The 21,615-nt window shown below is 42.9% G+C and carries 22 protein-coding genes and 3 pseudogenes; 11 read left to right on the top strand and 14 right to left on the bottom strand.

Annotated features, from left to right (window positions below; all coding sequences use genetic code 11):
* Nucleotides 1-244 precede the first annotated feature (244 nt).
* From C1S74_RS21745 to C1S74_RS21725, 5 genes and pseudogenes are all read left to right on the top strand, one after another.
* Nucleotides 245-2,389: a serine/threonine-protein kinase gene (locus tag C1S74_RS21745; protein WP_045399862.1), complete on the top strand. Its 2,145-nt coding sequence runs from the start codon at nucleotides 245-247 to the stop codon at nucleotides 2,387-2,389.
* A 122-nt stretch (nucleotides 2,390-2,511) separates the two neighbouring features.
* Nucleotides 2,512-4,056 carry a response regulator gene (locus C1S74_RS21740; protein WP_045399859.1) on the top strand — a complete coding sequence of 515 codons (1,545 nt, stop codon included), beginning with the start codon at nucleotides 2,512-2,514 and terminating at the stop codon, nucleotides 4,054-4,056.
* 3 nt (nucleotides 4,057-4,059) lie between these two features.
* Nucleotides 4,060-4,395: an Hpt domain-containing protein gene (locus C1S74_RS21735; RefSeq protein ID WP_045399856.1), complete on the top strand. Its 336-nt coding sequence runs from the start codon at nucleotides 4,060-4,062 to the stop codon at nucleotides 4,393-4,395.
* Between the two features lie 45 nt (nucleotides 4,396-4,440).
* The gene (locus tag C1S74_RS21730) at nucleotides 4,441-4,629 is read left to right on the top strand and encodes a hypothetical protein (RefSeq protein WP_045399854.1); all 189 of its coding nucleotides are present in this window, start codon (nucleotides 4,441-4,443) and stop codon (nucleotides 4,627-4,629) included.
* A 154-nt stretch (nucleotides 4,630-4,783) separates the two neighbouring features.
* Nucleotides 4,784-4,934: pseudogene (locus C1S74_RS21725) on the top strand (IS256 family transposase); the annotation flags it as partial.
* Between the two features lie 32 nt (nucleotides 4,935-4,966).
* Here C1S74_RS21725 and C1S74_RS21720 read toward each other — a convergent pair.
* A pseudogene (locus C1S74_RS21720) lies at nucleotides 4,967-5,164 on the bottom strand (DUF3465 domain-containing protein); the annotation flags it as partial.
* A 127-nt stretch (nucleotides 5,165-5,291) separates the two neighbouring features.
* Nucleotides 5,292-5,591: pseudogene (locus tag C1S74_RS21715) on the bottom strand (MazG nucleotide pyrophosphohydrolase domain-containing protein); the annotation flags it as partial.
* A 293-nt stretch (nucleotides 5,592-5,884) separates the two neighbouring features.
* On the opposite strand from C1S74_RS21715, the gene gloA reads away from it, so the two are divergent.
* Both gloA and C1S74_RS21705 read left to right on the top strand, forming a co-directional pair.
* Nucleotides 5,885-6,271, top strand: coding sequence for a lactoylglutathione lyase (gloA, locus tag C1S74_RS21710; protein ID WP_045399852.1), 387 nt, complete (start codon nucleotides 5,885-5,887; stop codon nucleotides 6,269-6,271).
* Nucleotides 6,272-6,282: 11 nt separating this feature from the next.
* Nucleotides 6,283-7,383, top strand: coding sequence for an alkene reductase (locus C1S74_RS21705; protein ID WP_045399849.1), 1,101 nt, complete (start codon nucleotides 6,283-6,285; stop codon nucleotides 7,381-7,383).
* A gap of 105 nt (nucleotides 7,384-7,488) precedes the next feature.
* Here the strand turns inward: C1S74_RS21705 and C1S74_RS21700 are convergent, their stop codons facing one another.
* Nucleotides 7,489-7,764 carry a nitrogenase-stabilizing/protective protein NifW gene (locus tag C1S74_RS21700; RefSeq protein WP_045399846.1) on the bottom strand — a complete coding sequence of 92 codons (276 nt, stop codon included), beginning with the start codon at nucleotides 7,762-7,764 and terminating at the stop codon, nucleotides 7,489-7,491.
* 128 nt (nucleotides 7,765-7,892) lie between these two features.
* The gene (locus tag C1S74_RS21695) at nucleotides 7,893-8,834 is read right to left on the bottom strand and encodes a glycosyltransferase family 2 protein (protein WP_045399844.1); all 942 of its coding nucleotides are present in this window, start codon (nucleotides 8,832-8,834) and stop codon (nucleotides 7,893-7,895) included.
* 286 nt (nucleotides 8,835-9,120) lie between these two features.
* Here C1S74_RS21695 and C1S74_RS21690 point away from each other — a divergent pair, with 286 nt between their 5' ends.
* Both C1S74_RS21690 and C1S74_RS21685 read left to right on the top strand, forming a co-directional pair.
* Nucleotides 9,121-10,272: a glycosyltransferase family 4 protein gene (locus C1S74_RS21690; protein WP_045399932.1), complete on the top strand. Its 1,152-nt coding sequence runs from the start codon at nucleotides 9,121-9,123 to the stop codon at nucleotides 10,270-10,272.
* Between the two features lie 55 nt (nucleotides 10,273-10,327).
* A complete protein-coding gene (locus C1S74_RS21685) occupies nucleotides 10,328-12,175 on the top strand; it encodes an acyltransferase family protein (protein WP_045399842.1) in 1,848 nt (615 codons plus the stop codon).
* Between the two features lie 70 nt (nucleotides 12,176-12,245).
* Here C1S74_RS21685 and C1S74_RS21680 read toward each other — a convergent pair whose 3' ends face one another.
* From C1S74_RS21680 to C1S74_RS21655, 6 genes are all read right to left on the bottom strand, one after another.
* Complete coding sequence (locus C1S74_RS21680) at nucleotides 12,246-12,716, bottom strand: RES family NAD+ phosphorylase (RefSeq protein ID WP_045399840.1); 471 nt, start codon at nucleotides 12,714-12,716, stop codon at nucleotides 12,246-12,248.
* A gap of 1 nt (nucleotide 12,717) precedes the next feature.
* A complete protein-coding gene (gene parS, locus C1S74_RS21675; RefSeq protein ID WP_045399837.1) occupies nucleotides 12,718-13,170 on the bottom strand; it encodes a type II RES/Xre toxin-antitoxin system antitoxin in 453 nt (150 codons plus the stop codon).
* A 274-nt stretch (nucleotides 13,171-13,444) separates the two neighbouring features.
* The gene (locus C1S74_RS21670) at nucleotides 13,445-14,857 is read right to left on the bottom strand and encodes a coniferyl aldehyde dehydrogenase (RefSeq protein ID WP_045399834.1); all 1,413 of its coding nucleotides are present in this window, start codon (nucleotides 14,855-14,857) and stop codon (nucleotides 13,445-13,447) included.
* A gap of 128 nt (nucleotides 14,858-14,985) precedes the next feature.
* On the bottom strand, nucleotides 14,986-15,396 hold the full coding sequence (locus C1S74_RS21665) for a GNAT family N-acetyltransferase (RefSeq protein WP_045399832.1): 411 nt from the start codon (nucleotides 15,394-15,396) through the stop codon (nucleotides 14,986-14,988).
* Nucleotides 15,397-15,461: 65 nt separating this feature from the next.
* Complete coding sequence (locus C1S74_RS21660; protein ID WP_045399830.1) at nucleotides 15,462-16,022, bottom strand: GNAT family N-acetyltransferase; 561 nt, start codon at nucleotides 16,020-16,022, stop codon at nucleotides 15,462-15,464.
* Nucleotides 16,023-16,040: 18 nt separating this feature from the next.
* A complete protein-coding gene (locus C1S74_RS21655) occupies nucleotides 16,041-16,493 on the bottom strand; it encodes an NUDIX hydrolase (RefSeq protein WP_045399828.1) in 453 nt (150 codons plus the stop codon).
* A 150-nt stretch (nucleotides 16,494-16,643) separates the two neighbouring features.
* Here C1S74_RS21655 and C1S74_RS21650 point away from each other — a divergent pair, with 150 nt between their 5' ends.
* Nucleotides 16,644-17,543 carry a DMT family transporter gene (locus C1S74_RS21650; RefSeq protein WP_045399825.1) on the top strand — a complete coding sequence of 300 codons (900 nt, stop codon included), beginning with the start codon at nucleotides 16,644-16,646 and terminating at the stop codon, nucleotides 17,541-17,543.
* A 74-nt stretch (nucleotides 17,544-17,617) separates the two neighbouring features.
* On the opposite strand, the gene C1S74_RS21645 is transcribed toward C1S74_RS21650, so the two are convergent.
* Nucleotides 17,618-17,932, bottom strand: a complete 315-nt coding sequence (locus tag C1S74_RS21645) for a DMT family transporter (protein ID WP_045399823.1) — start codon at nucleotides 17,930-17,932, stop codon at nucleotides 17,618-17,620.
* A 367-nt stretch (nucleotides 17,933-18,299) separates the two neighbouring features.
* Here C1S74_RS21645 and C1S74_RS21635 point away from each other — a divergent pair, with 367 nt between their 5' ends.
* Nucleotides 18,300-19,664, top strand: coding sequence for an endonuclease/exonuclease/phosphatase family protein (locus C1S74_RS21635; protein ID WP_045399820.1), 1,365 nt, complete (start codon nucleotides 18,300-18,302; stop codon nucleotides 19,662-19,664).
* Between the two features lie 79 nt (nucleotides 19,665-19,743).
* Here the strand turns inward: C1S74_RS21635 and C1S74_RS21630 are convergent, their stop codons facing one another.
* The 3 genes from C1S74_RS21630 to C1S74_RS21620 all read right to left on the bottom strand — a co-directional run bounded on the left by C1S74_RS21630 (nucleotide 19,744) and on the right by C1S74_RS21620 (nucleotide 21,559).
* Nucleotides 19,744-20,283 (bottom strand): phosphatase PAP2 family protein, encoded by a 540-nt coding sequence (locus C1S74_RS21630; protein WP_045399819.1) that lies wholly within the window; start codon nucleotides 20,281-20,283, stop codon nucleotides 19,744-19,746.
* A 362-nt stretch (nucleotides 20,284-20,645) separates the two neighbouring features.
* Complete coding sequence (locus C1S74_RS21625; protein WP_045399816.1) at nucleotides 20,646-21,179, bottom strand: hypothetical protein; 534 nt, start codon at nucleotides 21,177-21,179, stop codon at nucleotides 20,646-20,648.
* On the bottom strand, nucleotides 21,173-21,559 hold the full coding sequence (locus tag C1S74_RS21620; RefSeq protein ID WP_038867763.1) for an MAPEG family protein: 387 nt from the start codon (nucleotides 21,557-21,559) through the stop codon (nucleotides 21,173-21,175). Before C1S74_RS21620 ends, C1S74_RS21625 begins: the two co-directional genes overlap by 7 nt.
* Nucleotides 21,560-21,615 lie beyond the last annotated feature (56 nt).

Raw genomic sequence — 21,615 nt, 5'->3', positions numbered from 1 at the left:
AAGTCATTATCGCCCAATCGAATAATATTTATATTTCAAGAACGGAATAATGAATTAATTTTCAAGCAAAGCAATCAGGTATTTTTACTCGAAACGAAATATACAACGAGGTTCAAATTTTTGACGTTTCGATTTTCACGCGTCAAAAAACCGATGTTAGCTTGACCGAGAAATTAAAAAATCATCATTTTTCATTAATTAATAGATTATATATTCTCACCATCATTTATACGGAGCCTCTGTGATGGAAGACCAAAGTAAAAACAGTTCTATAAATAAAGAAATAAACGGCGATAAAACAAAAATTGTAAAGACTCATAAAAGAGAAAATAAAATCGACCATGTTACAAATTCCAATTCTGAAGGCTCCACCGAATTAAAGAATGAGACAAATACAAAAATGTCTCAAAACCAAAACACCATTCCACCTCAAAATAAAAAAGATAATGTTCCACCCGCGTGCAGTGAAAAAAACACAACGCAGTCTTTGCTTGGTGAAACCATTAAGAACCGCTATGAGATCGAATCACTCATCGGGCATGGCGGTTTATGTGATGTTTACCTGGCCAAAGATAAAATTCTTGAGTCATCAGGAGCGGAAACGCCCTACGTCGCACTAAAAATTCTACAAGAAGAGTTTTCTTCTCAACCAGAAACAGCACGTATGCTTATTCGAGAAGCACAGCAAACTCAGAAGCTTAGCCATCCAAATATTATTCGAGTTTACGATTTCGGGGTAGATGGTAACGTGTACTTTCTAGTAATGGAGTACGTTGATGGTGAAACATTAGAAACTTTGATTCAACGCTCAAGACCCGATGGGCTTAAGTTTAAACCGTCTCGATCCATCTTGAACGAAACACTGGACGCACTCTCGTACGCCCATTCTCTCGGCGTAGTGCACGCTGACCTTAAGCCTGCGAACATCATTCTGACTTCTGAAGGAAAAGTTAAACTTCTAGACTTTGGGGTCTCCAAAACACAGCAGCTAAAACATGACCAATATGCCGCGAAACGCAAAGCTCAACAAAGTGACACGTTAGGCTATACGCCCAATTACGCTTCGCTTGATATTCTTGCTGGGAAAGAGCCTCAATTTAGTGATGACATATTTGCTTTCTGCTGCATCACCTATGAGTTATTGAGTTGTAAGCACCCCTTCTCTCGCACACCCGTTGACGAGGCATTAAAGAAGAACATTCGTGCGGCTAAACCAGCAAACTTACCCTTCATTAAATGGCCTTTGTTCTCGAAAGTGTTAACCAATGGGGTGGCACCTAAACACCTTAGCGCTGAATACATTAAACAGCACATTAATAGAGCACGATGGCCAGTTTTGACGAGTGTCGCGGCCTCATTTGCCGTTGCCACACTTTTAGGATTGCTATTTCAACAGCAACAACGCCAAATTACTCAGCTTGAAGTCGCACTTGATCAACAAGCTGCAAACATTACATCAGCCCAAGCGCTACTTGATACCGTACCAGAAAACACTAAATTGCTCATTGATACACAAGGTGACTTACACCCTGTCATCAAGTCTGGCTTTTTACGATTATATAAACCCTATCTACTTGGCGAGTTTGAATCAAAGATTGACGATGTACTCAACTCTGATGTCACCACCTATCCAAACTACGACAAAATTGAAGACATTCTTCAACAAGCCAAAGTCTATTACCCAGATTCACATAAGATCGAAGTACTCGCATTGGATATTCAATCCAGCAAGCATTCAACATTGCTCTCGATTGCAAGGCAGATTAACAGCCAACTCGAGAAATCAAGTTACAGCAAATTGGAAGGTTCGAAATCAATTTACGACCTCAAGCAAGAATTACATCAAATTCATCAGGAGTACCCGTTTGTCCCAAGCTCACTTGCTAGTGAGGTGTTTGGCCAACACTTAAATGAAGCCTTACAACTGAGAGATGCTGCAGCCTTGGTTACATTAATCAAAGTAGGAAATACCTTCTTCGCAGATTCCGAAGAACATCGCCAAAATATCGCAATCAGCAATGCGATGAAAGATGCAGTTTTGGAGATGAAGCTCTATGAGACTGCGAAAGATAGCCAAAGTCCGCTGCCTTTCCCGGCCGATGCCGCACGCCTACTTTATCAAGAAGAATTTGAGGGCCTCTATTACCGTTTAAAACAAGCAAGAACAACAGTAAACTTGGACAAACTGGTTAAAGATATTGACCTATTTGCTGAAAACTTTCCGAACGGATTTCAAGATATTAACGATTTAAGATTCCAAACCGCAGATAAGTATCTGCAATTCTCCGACATCCTTTTGAACAAAAGGAAGTCTAAAAGTGCAAGACGAGCGATGAAGAAGGCAAATGAGCTTCTAAAAAGAGTAGAAACGGACTCAGTACAGAGTTAATTAGCGCAAATGTTGATGAGGGGCATATTGCCCCTTTTTAATCGCAGAAACAGCTTGCCTTTATGCAATCCGATGACTAGTTTTATTTTAGAGGGTACTAATCTGTAAAAATAGGAAGAAGTTTGACCACAGGGAAGATCGAAGTCGATAACATCAACATTTTGGTGATAGATGACTGCTCAACATCATCAACGTTGATCAGGCATCAACTTGTTGCGCTCGGCGCGAAGGTTTCCAACATTACTTGTGTAAACAGTGCGCAAGAATCACTTTTGGCTGTCAAAACTCGTTTCTATTCGTTTATTGTCATGGATTACCACTTGTCGACCAAACTGACTGGCTTAGATCTGATCAACTTGATGAGTCGTGCAAAACTCATTTCAGACACTACAGCCGTATTGATGATCTCTGGCGATGCAACGCAAGAGACCGTGTTAACTGCCCTGTCTGGACGAGTTCGTCACTTACTGACAAAGCCCCTTCAAACCAAAGCGCTGAAGAACAAAATGTTAACGGCCTTACAGGAACAACATCAACTTGCGGAAGTTCGTCACCAGTTGAATAAGACGGACAAACTCACGCTCGCAGGTGTCGCACGCCTTCATAAAAACTATGCACAAAGCGTGTGTGTTGAATCTTTACTTATCGACACACTTATCGAATCTAAGCAGTTTGATGTGCTGGAAAACTTTTTACCTTTTTGTGCTGAAAAGGAACATGCAAGCCGCATTTGCGCAGAAGCTTTTGTGCAGCACAAACAAGGCAATATTCGTGAAGCTGTCACTATCCTCGCCGACTACGTTACGCGTAACCCGCTTTGCTTGCGTGCAATAGATAACCTAGTTGGTCTTTATGAAAATCTTGGTCAGCAAAACAATGCATCTATATTAGCCATTCGAGCGTTTGAGTTAACACCAAGTAGCAGCACCAGGTTGGTTACGGTATCGAGAATCCTTTCCAAGCTCGGACAAGTAGATCGACTGTATGACGTTGGCTATATGTACGCATCAAATGTCTCATCTACAGATCCACATTGGTTGTCAGCGATGAATGCTTATGTCGATACAATCAGTGAGCACTTTAAAACGATGAGCTCGACTAATGATAAGAAGCGCGTCCTTTTGAAACTGAATGAGTTTTGTTTGTTGGCAGAGAAACAGTTGAATCGAAGTCAACAAGTTGATCTCGCGGCCTTAAAGCAGATGATGCAATGCAAGCTACTGTTGCTAGAATCAAGGCCAGAGCATGCGCATAAAAAACTAATGCAATCTTTGAGCTATTACTACTCAGTACCCAGCCAAACGCCTTTATTACTGTTAAAGCAAGCCATTCCGCTGATGGATTTTTTTGGCGAGTTTGCAATAAAACGCAGTCTACTTACTTTAGTCGCAGCTAAGTCTGCGGTTCCTTTAAAAGAGCAAAGTCATCACAACATGAGTGAGCTAGAACTGAGGAAGAAGTACCCTTTCTCAACAGAGATTAGATTGAGAAACCTTTCCGATAGCAACATATCAGCGCCGGATACCATCTTGGATGAAAGTATCGAATTTCTAACACAGCGACCGCTACCACCAAACTGGTCAAACTGGTTGAAAGATTACCTTTCTGGTTCCTGCTCGACGCGGTTACCTGTGCCTTTTAACTTACACATGCCACAGTGGAGATGAGATATGATCAATTTCGAAGTACTTAACACCTACATGGACAACGATGTCGACATTATCTTTGCTGTTTTTTCAACCTATATGGAGGACTACGAGGACGGTTTAGATAGGATTAATCAATTAAATGCAGAACAAAATTGGCCGGAACTCTTCCTACTTTCTCATAGTTTGAAAGGCATACTTTCCAGCTTTGGAGAAGAGGCTGCGGTTTCCGCTCTTGGTAAAGTTGAAGAACACACACGTGACAATATCGCTCCCGATACCGCAGATATCGCTATAATTAATAAAGAGCTTGTCACCATTAATAAACAAATTAACGATTATTTAGTCAATATGGACTGAAAACGATTGGAAAACAGCAAAACGTCAACGGGGAAAAGCTAGGCTATGAACACAAACCACTTCCAAGAGTTAATAGATTCTTTAAAGGATCTTACCCCAACTCAAAAGAAATACTTGATAAACAAGACTCGATTATCTTTGGAGCAGAGTGATATTTTGCAAAAGAAGGATTTACTCACCCCAGAGGAATTGGAGGCGTTACTTGCTCCAATGCCAACAACAAATACTAAATAAATTCAGTAAACGCGATAGTAAGATTAAGAGACACAACAGACCTGTGAATAAGAGTCTGATACTTATTAATAAGCTATCGACACGGAAAAACGAGACTGTTCTGAATTCTGTGTAACTGTCTAAACTTAAGCCAACATGGCTAAGAATGGACACTATGGATAAGAAAGCACTTGAAGCTTTTGCTCGTGAAGGTGCGAAGTCAATCAAAACCGAATCTGATATTGAAAATGTTAATCAAGGTGACCGTTGAAACAGCGCTCAATGCTGAACTGGATGAGCACCTTGGTTATGAAAAGCACTCTTCATAAACTCGCCCCAATACTCGTAATGGATACTCGGCCAAATCAATGTTGTGCGCGACGAGAAGAGTTTGATGGGAGTCGAGCTTGAGAATGAATTTTTGGTGTCGAGAGCCTTGATTATCACCTGGCAGTATATGAACAACCGTTCTAACTCCTCTCACCTGAACATCACTTTGATGCGATTGATACGCTTATTTCAGGACTTGATCATTCGCGATCGAGACACTTGGCATCCCAACAGCTCAGCCAACCATTAGCGTGAATAAGTATTTAGTCAGTTTAATTTTTGTTGCCTTGTTTTACCTCGAATTCATTTTTCATTTTCGACTTTTGTTCAGCTTTTACGTCTGCCCAACTTCAACCGTTTTCAATTGCGGTCACTCGCGCTTGGTACTTCTCTACCGCTCGATTGAGTACAGATTTAGCGTTGATGCCCTCCTCTTTTTCTAGCGCTATAAGAAGATTCAGATAGTTCCACAGTACATCACCCAGTTCGTCTTCTAAGTAGCATGCTCGCCCTTTGGCTTTCTCTTCACTCACTTCTTCAAGTTCTTGGTATAAGGCTTCGAAATAGGTGTTGGAACCTTGATACCATGTGTTGTTCTTGTCGTATTCAGCTTTTCGCTGAGCAACTTCGAACAAGGCTTTAAAGCTGTCCATTCCTTTCTCCCTTTCTACACCATGATTTATGCATTCAATCTGATAGATTGTTCACTCTAAGTAATTTAAATTCTAAATAAAAGTGCCAATCATTCAGTACGTTTATACCATTATCAGAATAAACAAAAGCAACCTAAAACCGCCAAGTTAATAACGATTTATTATGCAAACAATAATTAATGACAATTTGATGTTTTTACACTTAATCATTATCTTATTAACCAATAACGTTGTTTGTTGGGATGCAGTTGATACTCCAGCAGCCGCTCAAAGCCGAGATAAGAAGGTTAAATATGAAATTTCTTCACACCATGATCCGTGTTGCTGATCTTGATAAATCAATTGAGTTCTATACCAAGGTGCTTGGCATGACTGAACTTGACCGTTTCGAGAACCCTGAATACCGTTACACATTAGTTTTTGTTGGTAACGCAAACCAACCAGACAGCGCAACGATCGAACTGACTTATAACTGGGATACAGATAGCTATGAGCTCGGAAACGCGTTTGGTCATATGGCTTTAGGTTGTGAAGATATTTACGCGGCATGCGACAAAATCAAAGCGCTTGGCGGCAATATCACACGTGAACCGGGTCCGATGAAAGGCGGCGAAACGCACATAGCCTTCATCAAAGACCCTGACGGTTACCAAATCGAATTAATCCAAACTAGCAAATAACGAGGTTTCTCATGAAAGATGTATTGTTCCAACCCGTTCAACTGGGTTCTCTAACACTTCAAAACCGTATCGTTATGCCGCCAATGACCCGATCACGAGCGAGCCAACCAGGTAACGTAGCAAACGATATGATGGCGGAATACTACGCTCAGCGAGCATCTGCTGGTTTGATCGTCGCTGAAGGTACTCAAATCTCACCAATGGGCCAAGGCTATGCTTGGACCCCTGGTATTTACAGCCAAGAACAAATTGCAGGCTGGAAAAAAGTGACTGATGCGGTTCACGTTAAAGGCGGCGCTATCTTTGCTCAACTTTGGCACGTAGGCCGTGTCACCCACCCTGACAACATTGGTGGTCAACAACCGATTTCACCTTCTGCATTGAGAGCACAAAATGTAAAAGTATTCATCGACAATGGTAGTGACGAACCAGGTTTTGTTGACGTAGTCGAGCCGCGTGAAATGACTCAAGCAGACATCAAAGTCGTTATCGAAGAATATCGCCAAGCAGCATTGAATGCGATTAAAGCAGGATTTGATGGCATCGAATTACACGCAGCCAATGGTTACCTTGTCAATCAGTTCATCGATTCTGAAGCAAACAACCGCACAGATGAATACGGTGGCTCTATCGAAAACCGTCTGCGCTTTTTAGGTGAAGTGGTTGAAGCAATGACTCAAGCGATTGGAGCTGAGCGCGTTGGTGTTCGTCTTGCTCCGTTTACTTCACTCAACGGCACGGTCGATAAAACACCGGTAGAAACATACACCGCTGCAGCAGCCTTACTAGATGAGCTTAACGTTGTGTACATGCACATTGCTGAAGTAGACTGGGACGATGCACCAGATACGCCGACTGAGTTTAAAGCTGCGGTTCGTGAAGCTTACAAAGGCACCATTATTTACGCAGGTCGTTACAACACTGAAAAAGCGGCAGAAGCACTACAAAGTGGCCAGGCAGATATGGTTGGTTTTGGCCGTCCATTCATCGCAAACCCTGACTTACCAAACCGTATTAAAAACGACTATCCGTTAGCTGCACACGATCCAGCAACCTTGTTTGGTGGCGCTGAGAAAGGCTTAGTTGACTACCCAGAATATCAAGCAAGTTAACTTTTCCGTTCACAAAAATAATAGAACCCCGCTATCATTGGCGGGGTTCTTTTTTATGTCGAAGTTTAACAATGTCGTCAACGGTAACTGAGGCAATGGTACCCCTTACCTTCTTTGGCATGTGGTACACCCACGACAAGCTGAGCGCGTAGTTTTGTCCAACAAGCTACGCTGCACTTTACAGTAAGCGTTTTTCAAAGCGCGACGAGCAGAAAACCAATCTTCTGGTTTAGTCAAAATCAAATAGCCATTGAAGCGTTTCACTAACTCGACTCGGTGTTTATCAATAAAGCGACTATCAAAACCGATATCAAAATACTCCAACGCTTCTTCTATATGGGTAAAGCTGGCAATTTTCGCTTGAATATCACTTTCACTCATAACCTTGTTTATTCTAAGTAGTCGAGAAGTAACTTAACCACGAGTGTATTGCGCTTTCCAATTTCAATCTTTGATTTTGTACAGCTTCCGGCCCTCTCTTCATCGCTTAAACATTCGCGCTAGCACCACTATTCCGGAATAAACTTTACATTCGATAACACTAACGCTTTGCCATCCACCATAATGCGTCGTAACCGTCGAGGTTGAGGGTCTTGAATCCAAGAGCGCATGTTGAGTGCTATCGCCTTTGAGTAAGACTTAGCTCCTCGATAGTAGTCAGCATATCCTTCTAAGATTCTTGCGTTCGCTTTTTTAAGCGCTGAGGGAGAAATATCATATTTTGATGCACTCTTTCGATAGGTATCTAGAATGCCATTCAAACAAGCTAATTGTTGCAGTTTACGACTTTTGGTATTGGTGATGGACCCTTGACGAATCAGATAACCCACTTGGATAGAATTCACCACGCCCACTTGGTAATTTTCACATATTCTTAGCCACAACTCCCAATCCTCAGCGTAGGGCAATTCCGCTTTGAACATAGGGAACGCTTCTATAAGCTTTGCATCCAGCATAACCGTGGATGTTCCAATAATATTATTGGCAATGATCGTATCCAGTGGCTTACTAAGCAGCAGTACTTCATCTGGCTCGTTCTGGAGTTGGTTCCAAAACTGAAAACAGTCAGTAAACGCCTCATAGCTTTCCGAAACATGAACATAGTTGCTAAAGCTAAGTGCCAAGTCAGGATGACTTTTGTGCAAGGCGACCTGGATTTTCAACTTATCAGGCAACCAAAAGTCATCCGCATCAAGAAAAGCAATGTAGTCGCCCGTTGCCTCTTTTACTCCCAAGTTTCTCGCCTCTGCTACACCCACCCCTTCAGTATTCAGGTATCTGAGCCTGTGGTCGAGCAATGATTCGAGATAGCGCTGTGTACTAAGGTCACCGCCATCATTAATGACGATAACCTCAAAGTTACGGTGCGTTTGATGGAACACACTGTCTAGAGCTTTGGGTAAGTATTCCAAGCATTGATAAGTTGGAATGATAATAGTGACTTTGTCCATGTCCCGATGCCTCTCAACCTGTCAGTTCGTTTTTGACTCATTGAGGCTAGCAATAACCAGACCAAGCCAATTTAGGATTAATTTCTTATTATCAAACTCAATTTGCCAAGTGTTAGCAGTTTTTCTCAATACAGGAGATCAATTTGAGAACAGCGGGAATTTTCCAATCATTTTTGTTCTCAAAATAGAAATTAATCGCCAACCCATTGATTTTATGCCCATAATACTTTGGTTTGTTTTTTGCAGCTCCCTCTTCGACCGTGAACAAAAAGAGGCGAGCAATAATATGAAAAAAGTCGCGTTTATTACTCCTAGTTACCCCGTGCTAAGTGAAACTTTCATTCAAACCGAAGTGGATGCAATTCAAGCATGCGGTCACGATGTAACGGTTTTTACGTTTGAAATCGAGCCTTGCGAAGCGTTTTTTAATTACGATGTTATCGAAATTGGCTCTCACATTCAGGTTGAGAATTGGAATCATCTTCATATACCCGGCTTTTTCAAAGCGTGTAGCTTTGCCTTCAAACAATCTGGTATTCCTAAAAAATCGTTAATGGGAACGGGGTTAAAACTGGCGATGCAACTTGCAGATCAAGGAATCGGTCACGTTCACGCTCATTTCTGTCAGCACACCGCAGCACATGCGATTGTCGCCGCCAAGTTACTCAACATTTCTTGCTCTTTTGTAGCTCACGGACACGACGTGTATGAATCTCCGTTTGATGTAAAAGAGAAAATTAACGCCAGTGACTTCACAATAGCCGTTTGTGATGACATGTATAACGACTTCAAAAGCATGACAAATGGAAACGTAAAGCTACTCCACTGTGGCGTGAAACCTGAACAGTTTACACCAGAGAAAAGAACAGACTCAGACCAATTACGATTGGTTTTTTTAGGGCGCTTCGTTGAGCAAAAAGGCCTTCAATATTTACTCGAAGCGTTGGTCCCTATCGCCAACAAACTCAATGTTCATCTTGATGTTATTGGCACTGGGCCGATGAAAAAAGAGTTTGTATCGCTAACCAGCCAACTTGGATTGACTCACTGTGTCTCATTTCTTGGCGCTAAGCCCCATAGTTGGGTAAAAGAAAATTTATCAAAATACGATTGCCTCGTGGCACCATTTTGCTTCTCACGTACTGGCTGTGTCGACACTGGCCCCCTAGTGCTCAAAGAGGCGATGGCAGTTGGAACACCGGTTATTACCTCAAATGTTATGGGCTGCAAAGAGATAGTGACTAATGAGACGGGCTTATTTGTAAAGCAGCACAGTATCGAAGATATCACTCAATGCATCAATCAATTCGCTGAGTTACCTCAGAATAAACGTAAAGAAATGGGAAAATGCGGACGACAGAGAGTGCTCAAGTACTTTAATGCTTATCGACAAGCTCAGAAGCTTTCTCAGTGGATAGAACAACCGAATAGTAATTAAGTCCCCCCGGTCTGGGGATGAACGACAAACGTTGGCAGAATGGATGGAGAAGATTATGACTTACCGAGCAGAAATTGATGGATTGAGGGCACTGGCGGTCATACTCGTGATCTTGTTTCATGCAGACATTGAAGCCTTTGCTGGTGGCTTTATCGGTGTCGATGTCTTTTTCGTGATCAGTGGCTATCTCATTACCACAATCGTCATTAACGATTTAGACAAAAACCAATTTAGTCTTGCTGACTTTTATGAGCGTCGTATCCGCAGAATATTACCCTTATTATTGCTTGTAATCGCTGTGAGCTACGTATTGTCCTGGTGGCTATTCCTCCCTCAAGCGCACAAAGAAGTAAGTGAGTTTTCTGTCTCGTCCATTTTATCCGCGTCTAACGTTTTGCTTTACCTCAAAGGACACAATTACTTTGGTTTAGAAGAGCAAGCCAACCCGCTCTTTCATACTTGGAGCCTAGGTGTTGAGGAGCAATACTACATTGTCATCCCATTGCTACTGATGCTGCTTGCTCGCAACAATGTTATGTCCTACCTCACTTTTTTTATCGGCGTATTTTTACTGAGCTTAATGACGGTCTGGTATGCGAGCGGCGACCCAGATTTCGCCTTCTATATGATTTTCTCACGTGCATGGGAACTAGCTGCGGGGTCAATGCTTGCGCTCGTAATGCGAAAAACCGTCGTAAAACCAAATAATACGCTCGCAATGATCGGCATTGTTTTGGTCATGGCCTCAGCACTTTTATTCGACAAATCCAAAGACGGCGCAGGCATCATGTTAATGATTCCTGTCATAGGCACAGCACTGATCATTCTATTCTCGGCCAGCGATAATATTTGTGGTAAGACGCTTAGCCTTAAATGGGTCGTATTTATTGGTTTAATCAGTTACAGCCTGTACCTTTGGCACATTCCACTTTTGGTATTTTATCGATATGTTCTGACTGCAGGGCAAGAATTTAGCTTCCTCACCTATGTCGGTATATTATCTTTGCTGTCCTACATAACTTGGCGGTTTGTGGAAAAACCGTTCCGTAGTCGAAGAAAAATCGGCATGAAAACATTAACAGCCTCGCTCATATTGATGACCATGCCCCTCCTTACTTTTGGCTTTATTGGACATACAAGTGGAGGATTCCCTGATAGAAATGCTTTCTTTGAAGCCATGCGTGTCAACAATGGTTATGGTCTGGCTTGCAACGGTAACACAGAAGTTAATGAGAGCTGTTCTTCATCGTCAGAACCGACTGTTGCAGTGCTAGGGAACAGTCATAGCATGGTGTTTGTTCAACAACTGGCGTATGAAACCCCAACAGGTGTCGTTCAACTAACCCAAGACTCTTGTGCTGTGGGTTATGTTGATGTCACTCCTGGCGTTAGCGGGCAATCTTGCAACGATTTCTTCACCGACGCTATCGAGACCATTGTAAATACCCCTTCTATTCGCCAAGTTGTGATTTCATCTAACTTTGGTAAAGAGCTTTCCACCCAAAGCTATCGAGCTTCGTTTACTCAACTTTTAAATGGGTTGAAAGACAAAGAAGTTGTGGTATTTGGCCCAACTCCATCAGCCCCTTTTGCTATTGGAGAGTGCTTATGGAAAGTCCGCTTGTTCGGAGAAGAAAAAGGGACAGAATGCGACTTTGCCCCTAAGCGAACACACCAGCAAAATATCACAATGCTTGCCCAATACTTCGAGCAATTCGAACACGTAGAGTTTGTCGACCTTACCGATTACATTTGTCAAAAAGGCAATTGTACGATGAAAATCGGCACCAACAATGCCATGTACACCGATGCGAGCCACTTATCCTACAAGGGTGCAGAAGTAGTATTGAACAGTTATCAAAGCGAAGCGGTGGGGATTCAACAACTGACCGCAAAGAACTAAGAAGCGCAACGCCAAAGCGTAATTAAAAATAGAAAGCTCAGCGTCCTATTCCAATTAAAGCTGAGCCTCTTTATTTAAAGATTCTAGGGTCGAAAGCAAAGTCGAGCTTCTCCGCCTTTTTCAGGATGTCCTTCATCTTTGGATGGTTAGGATTAACGACATAATTATTATCACGAGGAGAAATCGTCGAAGGTACTTGCAATGCCGAAAACTCTGGGTGTGGATCATTAAGGAATTGATCGCCAATGTACTGGGTAGACTCACTGGCAGGAATGGCTCGCCAAGTCACTGGCAAGTCTTCTTCATCCAAAGCGGCGATCAGATATTCTGGCATCTCGATACGATATAAATCGTAGAGTTTGGTGATCGCAGGATCGTTGTTGACGTGAACAAACACTTCTAAAGAGCAAAGTGATTCAGATTCCGAAAAATAGAGGGCTTCGGTCCCTTTTGAATTCCATCGCCCTCCGTAAAGCTTTGCCCCGATCGGGCTAAATGGGGATTCAGAAAACTTCTTTTGCGTAAGTCGATAGAGCTTCATACTACGAGAATACCCCGTGCTCTAATCGTCCAATCAAGTCTTTGACTATCTCGAAATCAACCGTAGTTGATACCATATCGAGTGGGCGCTTTCCCCCTAAGCCATATACGTTTTCTCGCATCCAACTCAGAGCGCGCTCTTCATCATCAAACAACTCGGTTGCCAGTTTGAGCAGCATCGCCAAACGGTAGATGGCATCACTCTCTTGTGTATTAAAACGTTCTTCGTTTTTTAAACGTCGTTTAATCGTACTGACCGGGATAAGCGTAACGTGTTGGAATTCGTTTTGAGAGAGTTTCACACGCTCAACGATATTACGATACACCTTTGGTTCAAAGCCTTTATGAACTGCATCGGTACGACCGGTTTCGGCATCTTCAATGCCCAGCATAAACCAAAAATTTGCCTTGGCTGGCAGCTTAGGTTTAAAGCTTTTTAATGTTGCTGTTGCCATATTGAACTCCTGCAGACCAAATGGTCTTATTATTATGGTCCATATGAGCCATATTAGCAATCGAACAAAATACGTTCAGAGTACACTTGTCAGTTTGAACTCGTATCGCTCTGTATCCAGGCACTATCCATCTCATTCAACACAGTAATGTGGCAAGATCGCGCGCCAATAAAGGATGACCTTCACACACCGCTCTTGCCTCTGTCGAATTTTCTCAATCGACAAAAGGTATCGGGACTGAAGTGATAACGAGGGCGCTAAATCTCCAACAAAGTTAACGCAAAAAGAACTTTTGCAACGCTTTGATGGCCATACTACGACGCTCCATCAACATCCCTACACGTGGTAGCCACGTTGGAGTATGCAAAATAGTTTTAGCATGACTAAAGGTTCTAAAACCTTCTTCACCGTGATAGCGACCGATACCAGATTCACCGATACCGCCAAATGGTGCGTCTTCTGCGCCTACATGCAAGATGGTATCATTCACGCCAACCCCGCCACTGTGGGTGTTACGGGTAATATGCTCAACAGTGCGTTTGTCGTCTGACATGATGTAGAGCGCAAGTGGGCGTTGATTCTGGTTGATATAGCTGATGACTTCTTGCATATCACGGTAAGGCTTAATTGGCATAAGGGGGCCAAAAATCTCTTCCTGCATAATAGTCATCTCTTCTGAAACATTGGTGACCAAATGCGGGTATAATCGTCGGCCTTCTGAACTCGTCTCGGGCACGGTATGTACTTCTGCGCCCTTGGCTTTAGCATCTTCCAGCACAGCCTTTAAACGGTCGTACTGGCGTTGGTTGATGATGTGAGTAAAGCCTTGGTCGTTTTGATCTTTTAAGTAAAGCGCGTCAAAACGCTGTAGGAAGAGCGCAACAAACTCATTGACTCTTCCCTCCGGTACAAAAGCATAATCTGGAGCAACGCAAATTTGCCCCGCATTAATACACTTACCGAACAAAATAGCATCGACCGCTTTATTTAAGTTGGCGTCTTCCGCCACGATAACCGGAGACTTTCCGCCAAGCTCCAATGTAATTGGCGTTAAGTTCTCTGCCGCGGCACGAGCAACCGCACGGCCAACATTGGTTGATCCAGTAAACAGCAAGTGATCAAACGGTAACTTGCTGAATGCTTGAGCAACCTCTGCTTCCCCTTCGACAACAATGACATCATCGGGCAATGCTCGACATATCTCAGTGATCACTTTATTTGTGAGTGGCGTAAATTCACTCAGCTTCATCATGACTCGGTTTCCGGCTGCAAGAGCTGTTACCAAAGGGGACAAGCTAAGAATGACCGGGAAATTCCAAGGAGAAATAATGCCAACAACACCAACAGGTTGGTACTCCACCGTAACTTTTGAGGGAGCAAGCAATAAACCAGCATGACGACGGCTTGGTTTACACCATTTGTTGAGGCGTTTTAGGGTGTAGTTGATTTGAGCAACGGTCGGCAGTACATCTGTCATTGCTGTATCAAACTCAGAGCGGTAGCCAAAATCTTCACTCAACGCTTCAACTAAATCTTGTTGGTTATCCAAGATAGTCTGCTTGAGAAGATTAAGCTTTTGCTTTCTGGCGTCTAAGCTCGGGAATGGTTCTGAGTTATACGCCGCTCTGACTTTATCTAACTTCTGCTGTAGTAATTGACCCACTTCGACGTCGACGATCGCGTTCATGTTTATCTCCTTGTGCACCCGATAACGGGCAATGTCGCACTTATGTACGATTCAAAGTTAACACAAGGGCAACATTCTGACTATTAACGCAATAAGGAAGTTAGAGTTCAAACTCAGATTTATTTTGCTTAAAGCGCAAGCTTCATTTTGTAGTAAGGAATTTCAGATTTGTAGAAGCGTTCACCCTCAACTTGCATCCCAAACTTTTCATAGAAAGCCAGAGCAGATTCCCTCGCATCACACCAAAAATATTCAACGGGTGACAACTGTAGATTCGCTAAAATATATCGAATCAGCGAAGACCCAATGCTTAATCTTCGAAACTCCGGCAACACCGCAAATTTGCGCAGTCTTGCTTTGTTGTCATCAAGATAGATTGAGGCAATACCAACCAAAACATCATTCACAAACGCCCCAAAGTGTTCAGCGTCTTCATCACCCTCTACTATGCAATGCTCGATAGCCTTCTGGGGCCACAATACCTTATGGCGAATAGGCATTACTTCTTGCCAAGTAATGGGACGAATACTTATTTCCATCGCTCTGTTCCTTTGCTATTTGTTCTTTCTTTTATATCGCCACATTTACTTTTAGGTTATGTTTATCAAACACTGATTTCAGCTAATTTCAATTCATAAATGCCTAATCGCTGAGAAGGGTCCAACGTTTCAAAATCATGATCAACGTATTCTTTTAAAGAGGCTCCCGCTCGTTCCGCTACTTTAATACTCGCGATGTTATCTTCCATACAATGAAACTGAATCAAGCTCGCGTGCCCTCTTCCCTTCACTAACGGGATAATGACAGAGAGCACTTGATTGACGACACGATGACCACGCCCACTTTCTGCAAGCCAATAACCCACCTCTGTTACGCGTGTCTCTTCGTTCACACCTTTAATACCGAGAACGCCGACAAATTGATTATCCAGTAAAAGCGCAAACCAGTGTGCTTCGCTTGCACGACTGTTGATACGTTGAGAAATGTAACGCACGGCTTCGCGTCGATTCTTTACGAACTCTGTCCATGGCAGATAACGAGACAGGCTGTCGCGGCTTTTATTGACAACTTCAAGTAACGTATTGGCGTGCTTGGTCATTAATGGCTCTATCGTAATACGTTCAGAGATTTGCAGCGGTTGACGCGTTTCATACCCTTCGTACATCGTTTTTCCTGTTTGAATCTAGCTCTGTTTAATAAGAGTAAATGGTGTTGGTGCTTTATCTACATAGTTTTGCCACACATGATCATACAGTTGATGCTGGTTAGCAAAAGGAGCAAGTTGTTTTGCCTCTTCTAACGAACACCAACGGTAATCGATATGTTCGTGGTTCAATACCACTTCTTGGTTGGGTTTACAAAACATAACAAAGCAAGGAATGACCATGATTCGGTTCTTATGGGCTTCATAAAACTGCTCAAGAAAATCCGCACTGTGAAGCTCGACGTCTTCAATTTGTGTTTCTTCTTTGAGCTCTCGAACGATCGTTTGCCAGCCAATTTCCTCTTCTTCGACACCACCAGCTACATGACACCAATAACCACCTTTGACTCGCTCTAACAACAACATCTTCTTTATGCCGTCGAATTCGGAAATCACCACACCAGATACATGCGTTGCTTGAATAGGAATCATCCCTTTCTCCTTATGTATTTATTATTTTTATATCTAAACGAGACAGTCTACCTTGGTTCAAGAAGATCCGGAGCCTTAATCACAAGGTGCTGATCTTTTTGTCAGTCTAGTATGCTAAAGTGCGATCTCCCTCAATAAACGAGCCGTAAGATGCCTAATTCAATCAACTCGATGATTCCCATTGGCGTGCGCTTTATGGTGCTCTCTGCCTTTGGTTTCGCTCTCATGTCAGCCACTGTTAAGCATGTCAGCTTACATGGCATACCTGTATTTGAAATTGTCGCAGCAAGGGCTTTAGTTTCACTCGTGATCAGTTACCTAGATGTAAAACGCAAAGGCATATCGGTTTGGGGCAATAACAAACCCTTGTTGTTTGCGCGAGGCGCGGTTGGCACGATGGCGCTCATGTGTGTGTACTATTCCGTTACGACGCTGCCATTAGCAGAAGCAACTATTTTTCAGTACATTCACCCTGTATTTACAGCACTACTCGCGGTCTTCTTCCTTAAAGAACGCATTCAGTTTTCCACTCTAATTTGTATTGTGCTGTGTTTATTGGGTGTCTACGTCATGGTCAGTTCGGAAACGGGCCCTAATGCTGAACATGCCCTTCCGATGTTCAGTGTTATGATCGCGATATTAGGTGCATTTGGTAGTTCGATTGCGTACGTGATTGTTCGGAAGCTCAGTCAGACAGAAGACAGCTCCGTTATTATCTTCTATTTTCCATTGGTTGCGCTTCCAGCATCTATCCTGCTCATCGGAGATCAGTTCGTGATGCCGGATTTGTACTTAACCTTGATGCTCGTTCTCGTTGGTGTATTTACCCAAATTGGCCAACTTGGTTTAACCAAGGCCATGCAAACTCAGGAAGCCGGTAAAGCCTCCGCCTACTCTTATGTCCAAATCATATTCTCTGTACTGCTGGGGATCATATTCTTTGGTGAGTTACCGTCCGCTTGGACTTACTTAGGGGGAGCACTGATTGTTACAGGCGCGCTTATCAACGTATTTGGACAGCACTTAAAGTTGCCATTTATCAAACGCTAACAAGGCAAGAACCTGCTTTAAAATGCGAAAAGCCAGAGTCTGACTCTGGCTTTTACTTATCAGTGATTGAGAGCTTAAGCCGCAAACTTTAAGCCTGCAATACCAGCAACAATCAACAGTAAGCTGATGAGCTTGACCAATGTCGCTGGTTCATTGAATAAATAGATACTGGCAATCGCCGTCCCTATCGCACCAATCCCCACCCAAACACCATAAGCAATACCAAGTGGTAATGTTCTAAGCGCAATACCAAGCAACCAAAAGCTTAACGCCATAAAGCCAATAGTGAATGCTGACGCGCCAAGCTTGCTGAAGCCTTCTGAGTATTTAAGCCCAACAGCCCATGCTACTTCGCATAGACCCGCAAGAAAAAGAATTGCCCAAGCCATTAAGAGATTCCTAGCAATTGGGGCCGTCCCCGATAGTGATGAGAGCGGTGAGGTCGTCCTCACTTCTGGTACGTGCACAGTATAAAGAAAAACGTCTCCCACCTAAACTCAGTTTGTATGCGAACAAAATCCATCTAATTCAATCAATAAACCCTATAAATCTGTTCCAATTAAATAAAATAGACATCATTATTTAACAGATTGTATATAACCTTCTGCTGTTGAAAATGATGCACTTATTGCATTAATCACACAAAACCTGATCATTAGTGCAACTACGCAATCGTTTGTGTGACAAAGATCGCTTACAAAAGTTACTGATAACTTTAGTATTTGCGCGAACCCAATTATAAGGTATTGCATACTAATGAAATACATCAAAACCCCTTTAGCTCTCCTAATCGGCGCTGCGTTACTTACTGGCTGCAACGACGACACTGAATACGTAGATGTTCAACCTAAAGAAGTAAAGATCGCCACTTATAACCTCTCTTTTGATCGTAATACTTTTGAAGATCTCGTTGCAGAAATGCAAGTTGAACCAGCGAAGCAAACTGAGCTGGTAACCGCTTACCTTGACGGCACAATCGCCGACGAAGATAAAACAATGGCTGAGAAAGTCATTCAAATTCGTAACGTCGCAGCCATCATTCAAAAAAACCGACCTGATGTTCTGATGATGGCGGAATTCAATAATGATGGTACTGGAGAAGATAAAGTCGCACTGGAAGGTTTCCAGAAAAACTACCTATCTATCGCACAAAGCCTTGAAGGCGCCGGTGGCGAAGCTAACCTTGAGCCTATTGAGTATCCTTACGCAGAATCTTACTCAACCAACACAGGCTTAAACAGTGACCTTGACCTAGATAACAATGGCACTGCAGGCCAACTTCCTGGCGATGCATGGGGCTTTGGTTTCTATCATGGTCAATACGCATTTGCACTGATGTCTAAATACAAAATTGACACAGAAAACACACGAACTTTCCAAGAGTTCAAGTGGAAAGACATGGAAGGGGCAGAAATCCCAACCATCACTATCTGTGACGGTTCACAAACGATCCCTGATGGCATGGCCTGTGGTGACGATTGGTACACAGCAGAAGAGTGGGATGTTGTTCGTCTGTCTTCTAAAAACCACGTAGATGCGCCGATTATTATCCCAACAGAAAAAGGCGACGAAGTTGTCCATCTATTGATGTCTCACCCTACTCCACCAGTATTCGATCCAGGCAAAAACAAAGTTCAAAACGGTGCAGAAGTTGAGTTCTGGCATCACTATGTACAAGGTAAAGAATACTTCTACGATGATGCAGGCAACAAAGGTGGCTTAGCTGAAGGTGCGAAGTTTGTGATGATGGGTGACCAAAACCTTGACCCATTGGATGGCGATGGCTTTAGTGAAATCATGCAAGACTTCCACAATGATCCGTTGGTAAACCAAGATGTGATGAATGGCGAGCTTTACCCAACAAGCTATGGTGCAGCCGAGCACGCGGTAGACAAAAATTCAACACATCCAATTCCAAACCGCATTACGTCTACATTCGGTCTTGGTGTTGACTATGCGATGCCATCAGCGAACCTAAACGTGGCTGATTCTGGTGTTTACTGGGCAGCGTCATATGAAGAAGGTCGTAAGCTGTTTAACGACGACCGTATCGGTAAGTACGGCAATGGCAAAGATGTCTCTTCAGACCACCGTATGATTTGGATTAAAGCTCAGTTCTAAAAACTGCGCTTAGAAAAGAAGAATCATAAAACAGGAGCCTCGGGTATGCCGAGGCTCTTTTGATCGTGATAGCAGAAGTTTACCAATGATAAGTTAGCGATACACCAACGTCTTCACTCGTCACCCATGGGACAAGCTGCACATTTTCATCATAAGCGTCAGTGAAGACATACGCGCTCAACGTACCTAAAGCAGCACCAGCAAGAACATCACGCCAATAATGTTTTTTGGCCTCCACACGCCCTACACCCACCAGTGCTGCAACGCCATATGCAGGTAAACCAGCTTCCCAACCATAACGTAAATAAAGGTTTGTTGCCGAAGCAAAAGCGTTAGCCGTATGGTTGGATGGGAAACTGTCGTTACCACTTTTATCCGGACGTTCTGCATCTATAGTGGTTTTACCGATCAAACCGATGCCTGAAGCAGCACCAATGCTGAACCCCGCTTGCCAAAAGCCTTCCCAATCCCCTTTGTAAGCAGGGACGGCCGCTGCGGTAGCAACCAGGCCATACGCACCAATGTCTGTCAGAACATCCCAATCTTTTTCACTCATTGCATACACAGACTGAGACCCCATTATGGAGACCACACCAACCAAACGTACAATTTTCTTCATTAATACAACCAATTATGATTAAACTCGGGCGAAAACTATCACAGCTATCGCGACTCTTCGACCCGAAACTGTAACAATTCATCCGTGAATTGATTGTGAAAAAAAAGCCAAACACAAGAGATGTGATTGGCTATATATACTTGTGAACAATCTGGTTCACTAACAACGTCAGTTGGCTAGGTGACCCTCGGCTTAAAGGGTCACCCTAACTTAAGCATTAGATGTGCCAATTTTCAGTTACAACTCAACCAATTGATATTCAACTAATGTCAATTAATCAACACGAATAGCCATCAATTGAACATTATTGAAAGTGCAATATGCGAACGTATTTTCGCAAATAGCAACCAATAAGGGAAAATTCAGGGGTTACGAGCCAAATCTCTCGCTAAAATTAACGCCAAACCAAACACTTGAAGAAACAAGCCAATACTTTTATACCAAGCCATGTTTTCCTCCAACTCTGACATCACTTCACTGATCTCCAAGTTTTCAAGGTAATAGCTATCAATTCTATTTCGATCGTTACCTTGAGCGTGATTAATTTCTGCCATCAGAGTTGGAAGTTGAGTGATTTCGATTGGGCTGACCTTTTCACCAGTCCAAGCAGACAAATGCGCTCTGAGTACCTTGTTCATTTCTTCGGAGACACTCTGGCTTTGAGCTAAATGTAAATGCAATAACAGCACTTCTCGTTTTCGCTCTAGCGTTTCAACCCTGTTCCAAGCAAGTTGAATCGAATAAAGATTATCAGCTTTTTGATCAGCAAGAAGGCTTGTCTCTTTTCCAAGTTTATCCAACACCACACTGGTTAAGATAATTGCTGCTATGTTCAGTACTAAGCCAACCAGAACAAGCAGCCAAGCTGGGGGTAAATACGTTGATTTTTTTACCATAAGTGATCGTAGGGCAAGTAGATTAAGTTAAGTGCAACTAAACCAATCATAGTCAAGAAGGTTAACTTCATCCCGGTAACACGACCTTTCAGCTCTTCTCCAAGTATCCCTTTTGCATGAATGACGCGGCCAATGACGAACGTGATACCAGCAAGATGTATCCACCAGACTGGGGCGCCATTGTATTCAAGTAATGCCATGAGAATGAGGGTGATGGGAATATATTCGCTTGCATTACTTTGCGCACTGCGAGCAATTTGAAGCGCTTCAACGCCCCCGTCAGCATAAGCAATTTTGTTACTTCGTCTTTGTTTGATGACTTGAAAAGCAAGCCAGATGAGCAGTAATGTGAGGACAGAAGCGTAGAGAGCGGTAATCATGACAATTCCTTCTTTAGAGTTCATTATGGGTTAACTATATATTAAATATAAGCTAG

This window comes from Vibrio hyugaensis, assembly GCF_002906655.1.
Taxonomy (GTDB): domain Bacteria; phylum Pseudomonadota; class Gammaproteobacteria; order Enterobacterales; family Vibrionaceae; genus Vibrio; species Vibrio hyugaensis.
Note: the sequence above shows the minus strand (reverse complement) of the source record. Positions and strands in the feature narration are given on the sequence as shown.

Bases quoted from the DNA above. Each gene is read 5' to 3' on its own strand.
- C1S74_RS21745 (WP_045399862.1), top strand. From the start codon at position 245: ATGGAAGACCAAAGTAAAAACAGTTCTATAAATAAAGAAATAAACGGC.
- C1S74_RS21735 (WP_045399856.1), top strand. From the start codon at position 4,060: ATGATCAATTTCGAAGTACTTAACACCTACATGGACAACGATGTCGAC.
- C1S74_RS21730 (WP_045399854.1), top strand. From the start codon at position 4,441: ATGAACACAAACCACTTCCAAGAGTTAATAGATTCTTTAAAGGATCTT.
- gloA (WP_045399852.1), top strand. From the start codon at position 5,885: ATGAAATTTCTTCACACCATGATCCGTGTTGCTGATCTTGATAAATCA.
- C1S74_RS21705 (WP_045399849.1), top strand. From the start codon at position 6,283: ATGAAAGATGTATTGTTCCAACCCGTTCAACTGGGTTCTCTAACACTT.
- C1S74_RS21700 (WP_045399846.1), bottom strand. From the start codon at position 7,764: ATGAGTGAAAGTGATATTCAAGCGAAAATTGCCAGCTTTACCCATATA.
- C1S74_RS21695 (WP_045399844.1), bottom strand. From the start codon at position 8,834: ATGGACAAAGTCACTATTATCATTCCAACTTATCAATGCTTGGAATAC.
- C1S74_RS21690 (WP_045399932.1), top strand. From the start codon at position 9,121: ATGAAAAAAGTCGCGTTTATTACTCCTAGTTACCCCGTGCTAAGTGAA.
- C1S74_RS21685 (WP_045399842.1), top strand. From the start codon at position 10,328: ATGACTTACCGAGCAGAAATTGATGGATTGAGGGCACTGGCGGTCATA.
- C1S74_RS21680 (WP_045399840.1), bottom strand. From the start codon at position 12,716: ATGAAGCTCTATCGACTTACGCAAAAGAAGTTTTCTGAATCCCCATTT.
- parS (WP_045399837.1), bottom strand. From the start codon at position 13,170: ATGGCAACAGCAACATTAAAAAGCTTTAAACCTAAGCTGCCAGCCAAG.
- C1S74_RS21670 (WP_045399834.1), bottom strand. From the start codon at position 14,857: ATGAACGCGATCGTCGACGTCGAAGTGGGTCAATTACTACAGCAGAAG.
- C1S74_RS21665 (WP_045399832.1), bottom strand. From the start codon at position 15,396: ATGGAAATAAGTATTCGTCCCATTACTTGGCAAGAAGTAATGCCTATT.
- C1S74_RS21660 (WP_045399830.1), bottom strand. From the start codon at position 16,022: ATGTACGAAGGGTATGAAACGCGTCAACCGCTGCAAATCTCTGAACGT.
- C1S74_RS21655 (WP_045399828.1), bottom strand. From the start codon at position 16,493: ATGATTCCTATTCAAGCAACGCATGTATCTGGTGTGGTGATTTCCGAA.
- C1S74_RS21650 (WP_045399825.1), top strand. From the start codon at position 16,644: ATGCCTAATTCAATCAACTCGATGATTCCCATTGGCGTGCGCTTTATG.
- C1S74_RS21645 (WP_045399823.1), bottom strand. From the start codon at position 17,932: ATGGCTTGGGCAATTCTTTTTCTTGCGGGTCTATGCGAAGTAGCATGG.
- C1S74_RS21635 (WP_045399820.1), top strand. From the start codon at position 18,300: ATGAAATACATCAAAACCCCTTTAGCTCTCCTAATCGGCGCTGCGTTA.
- C1S74_RS21630 (WP_045399819.1), bottom strand. From the start codon at position 20,283: ATGAAGAAAATTGTACGTTTGGTTGGTGTGGTCTCCATAATGGGGTCT.
- C1S74_RS21625 (WP_045399816.1), bottom strand. From the start codon at position 21,179: ATGGTAAAAAAATCAACGTATTTACCCCCAGCTTGGCTGCTTGTTCTG.
- C1S74_RS21620 (WP_038867763.1), bottom strand. From the start codon at position 21,559: ATGATTACCGCTCTCTACGCTTCTGTCCTCACATTACTGCTCATCTGG.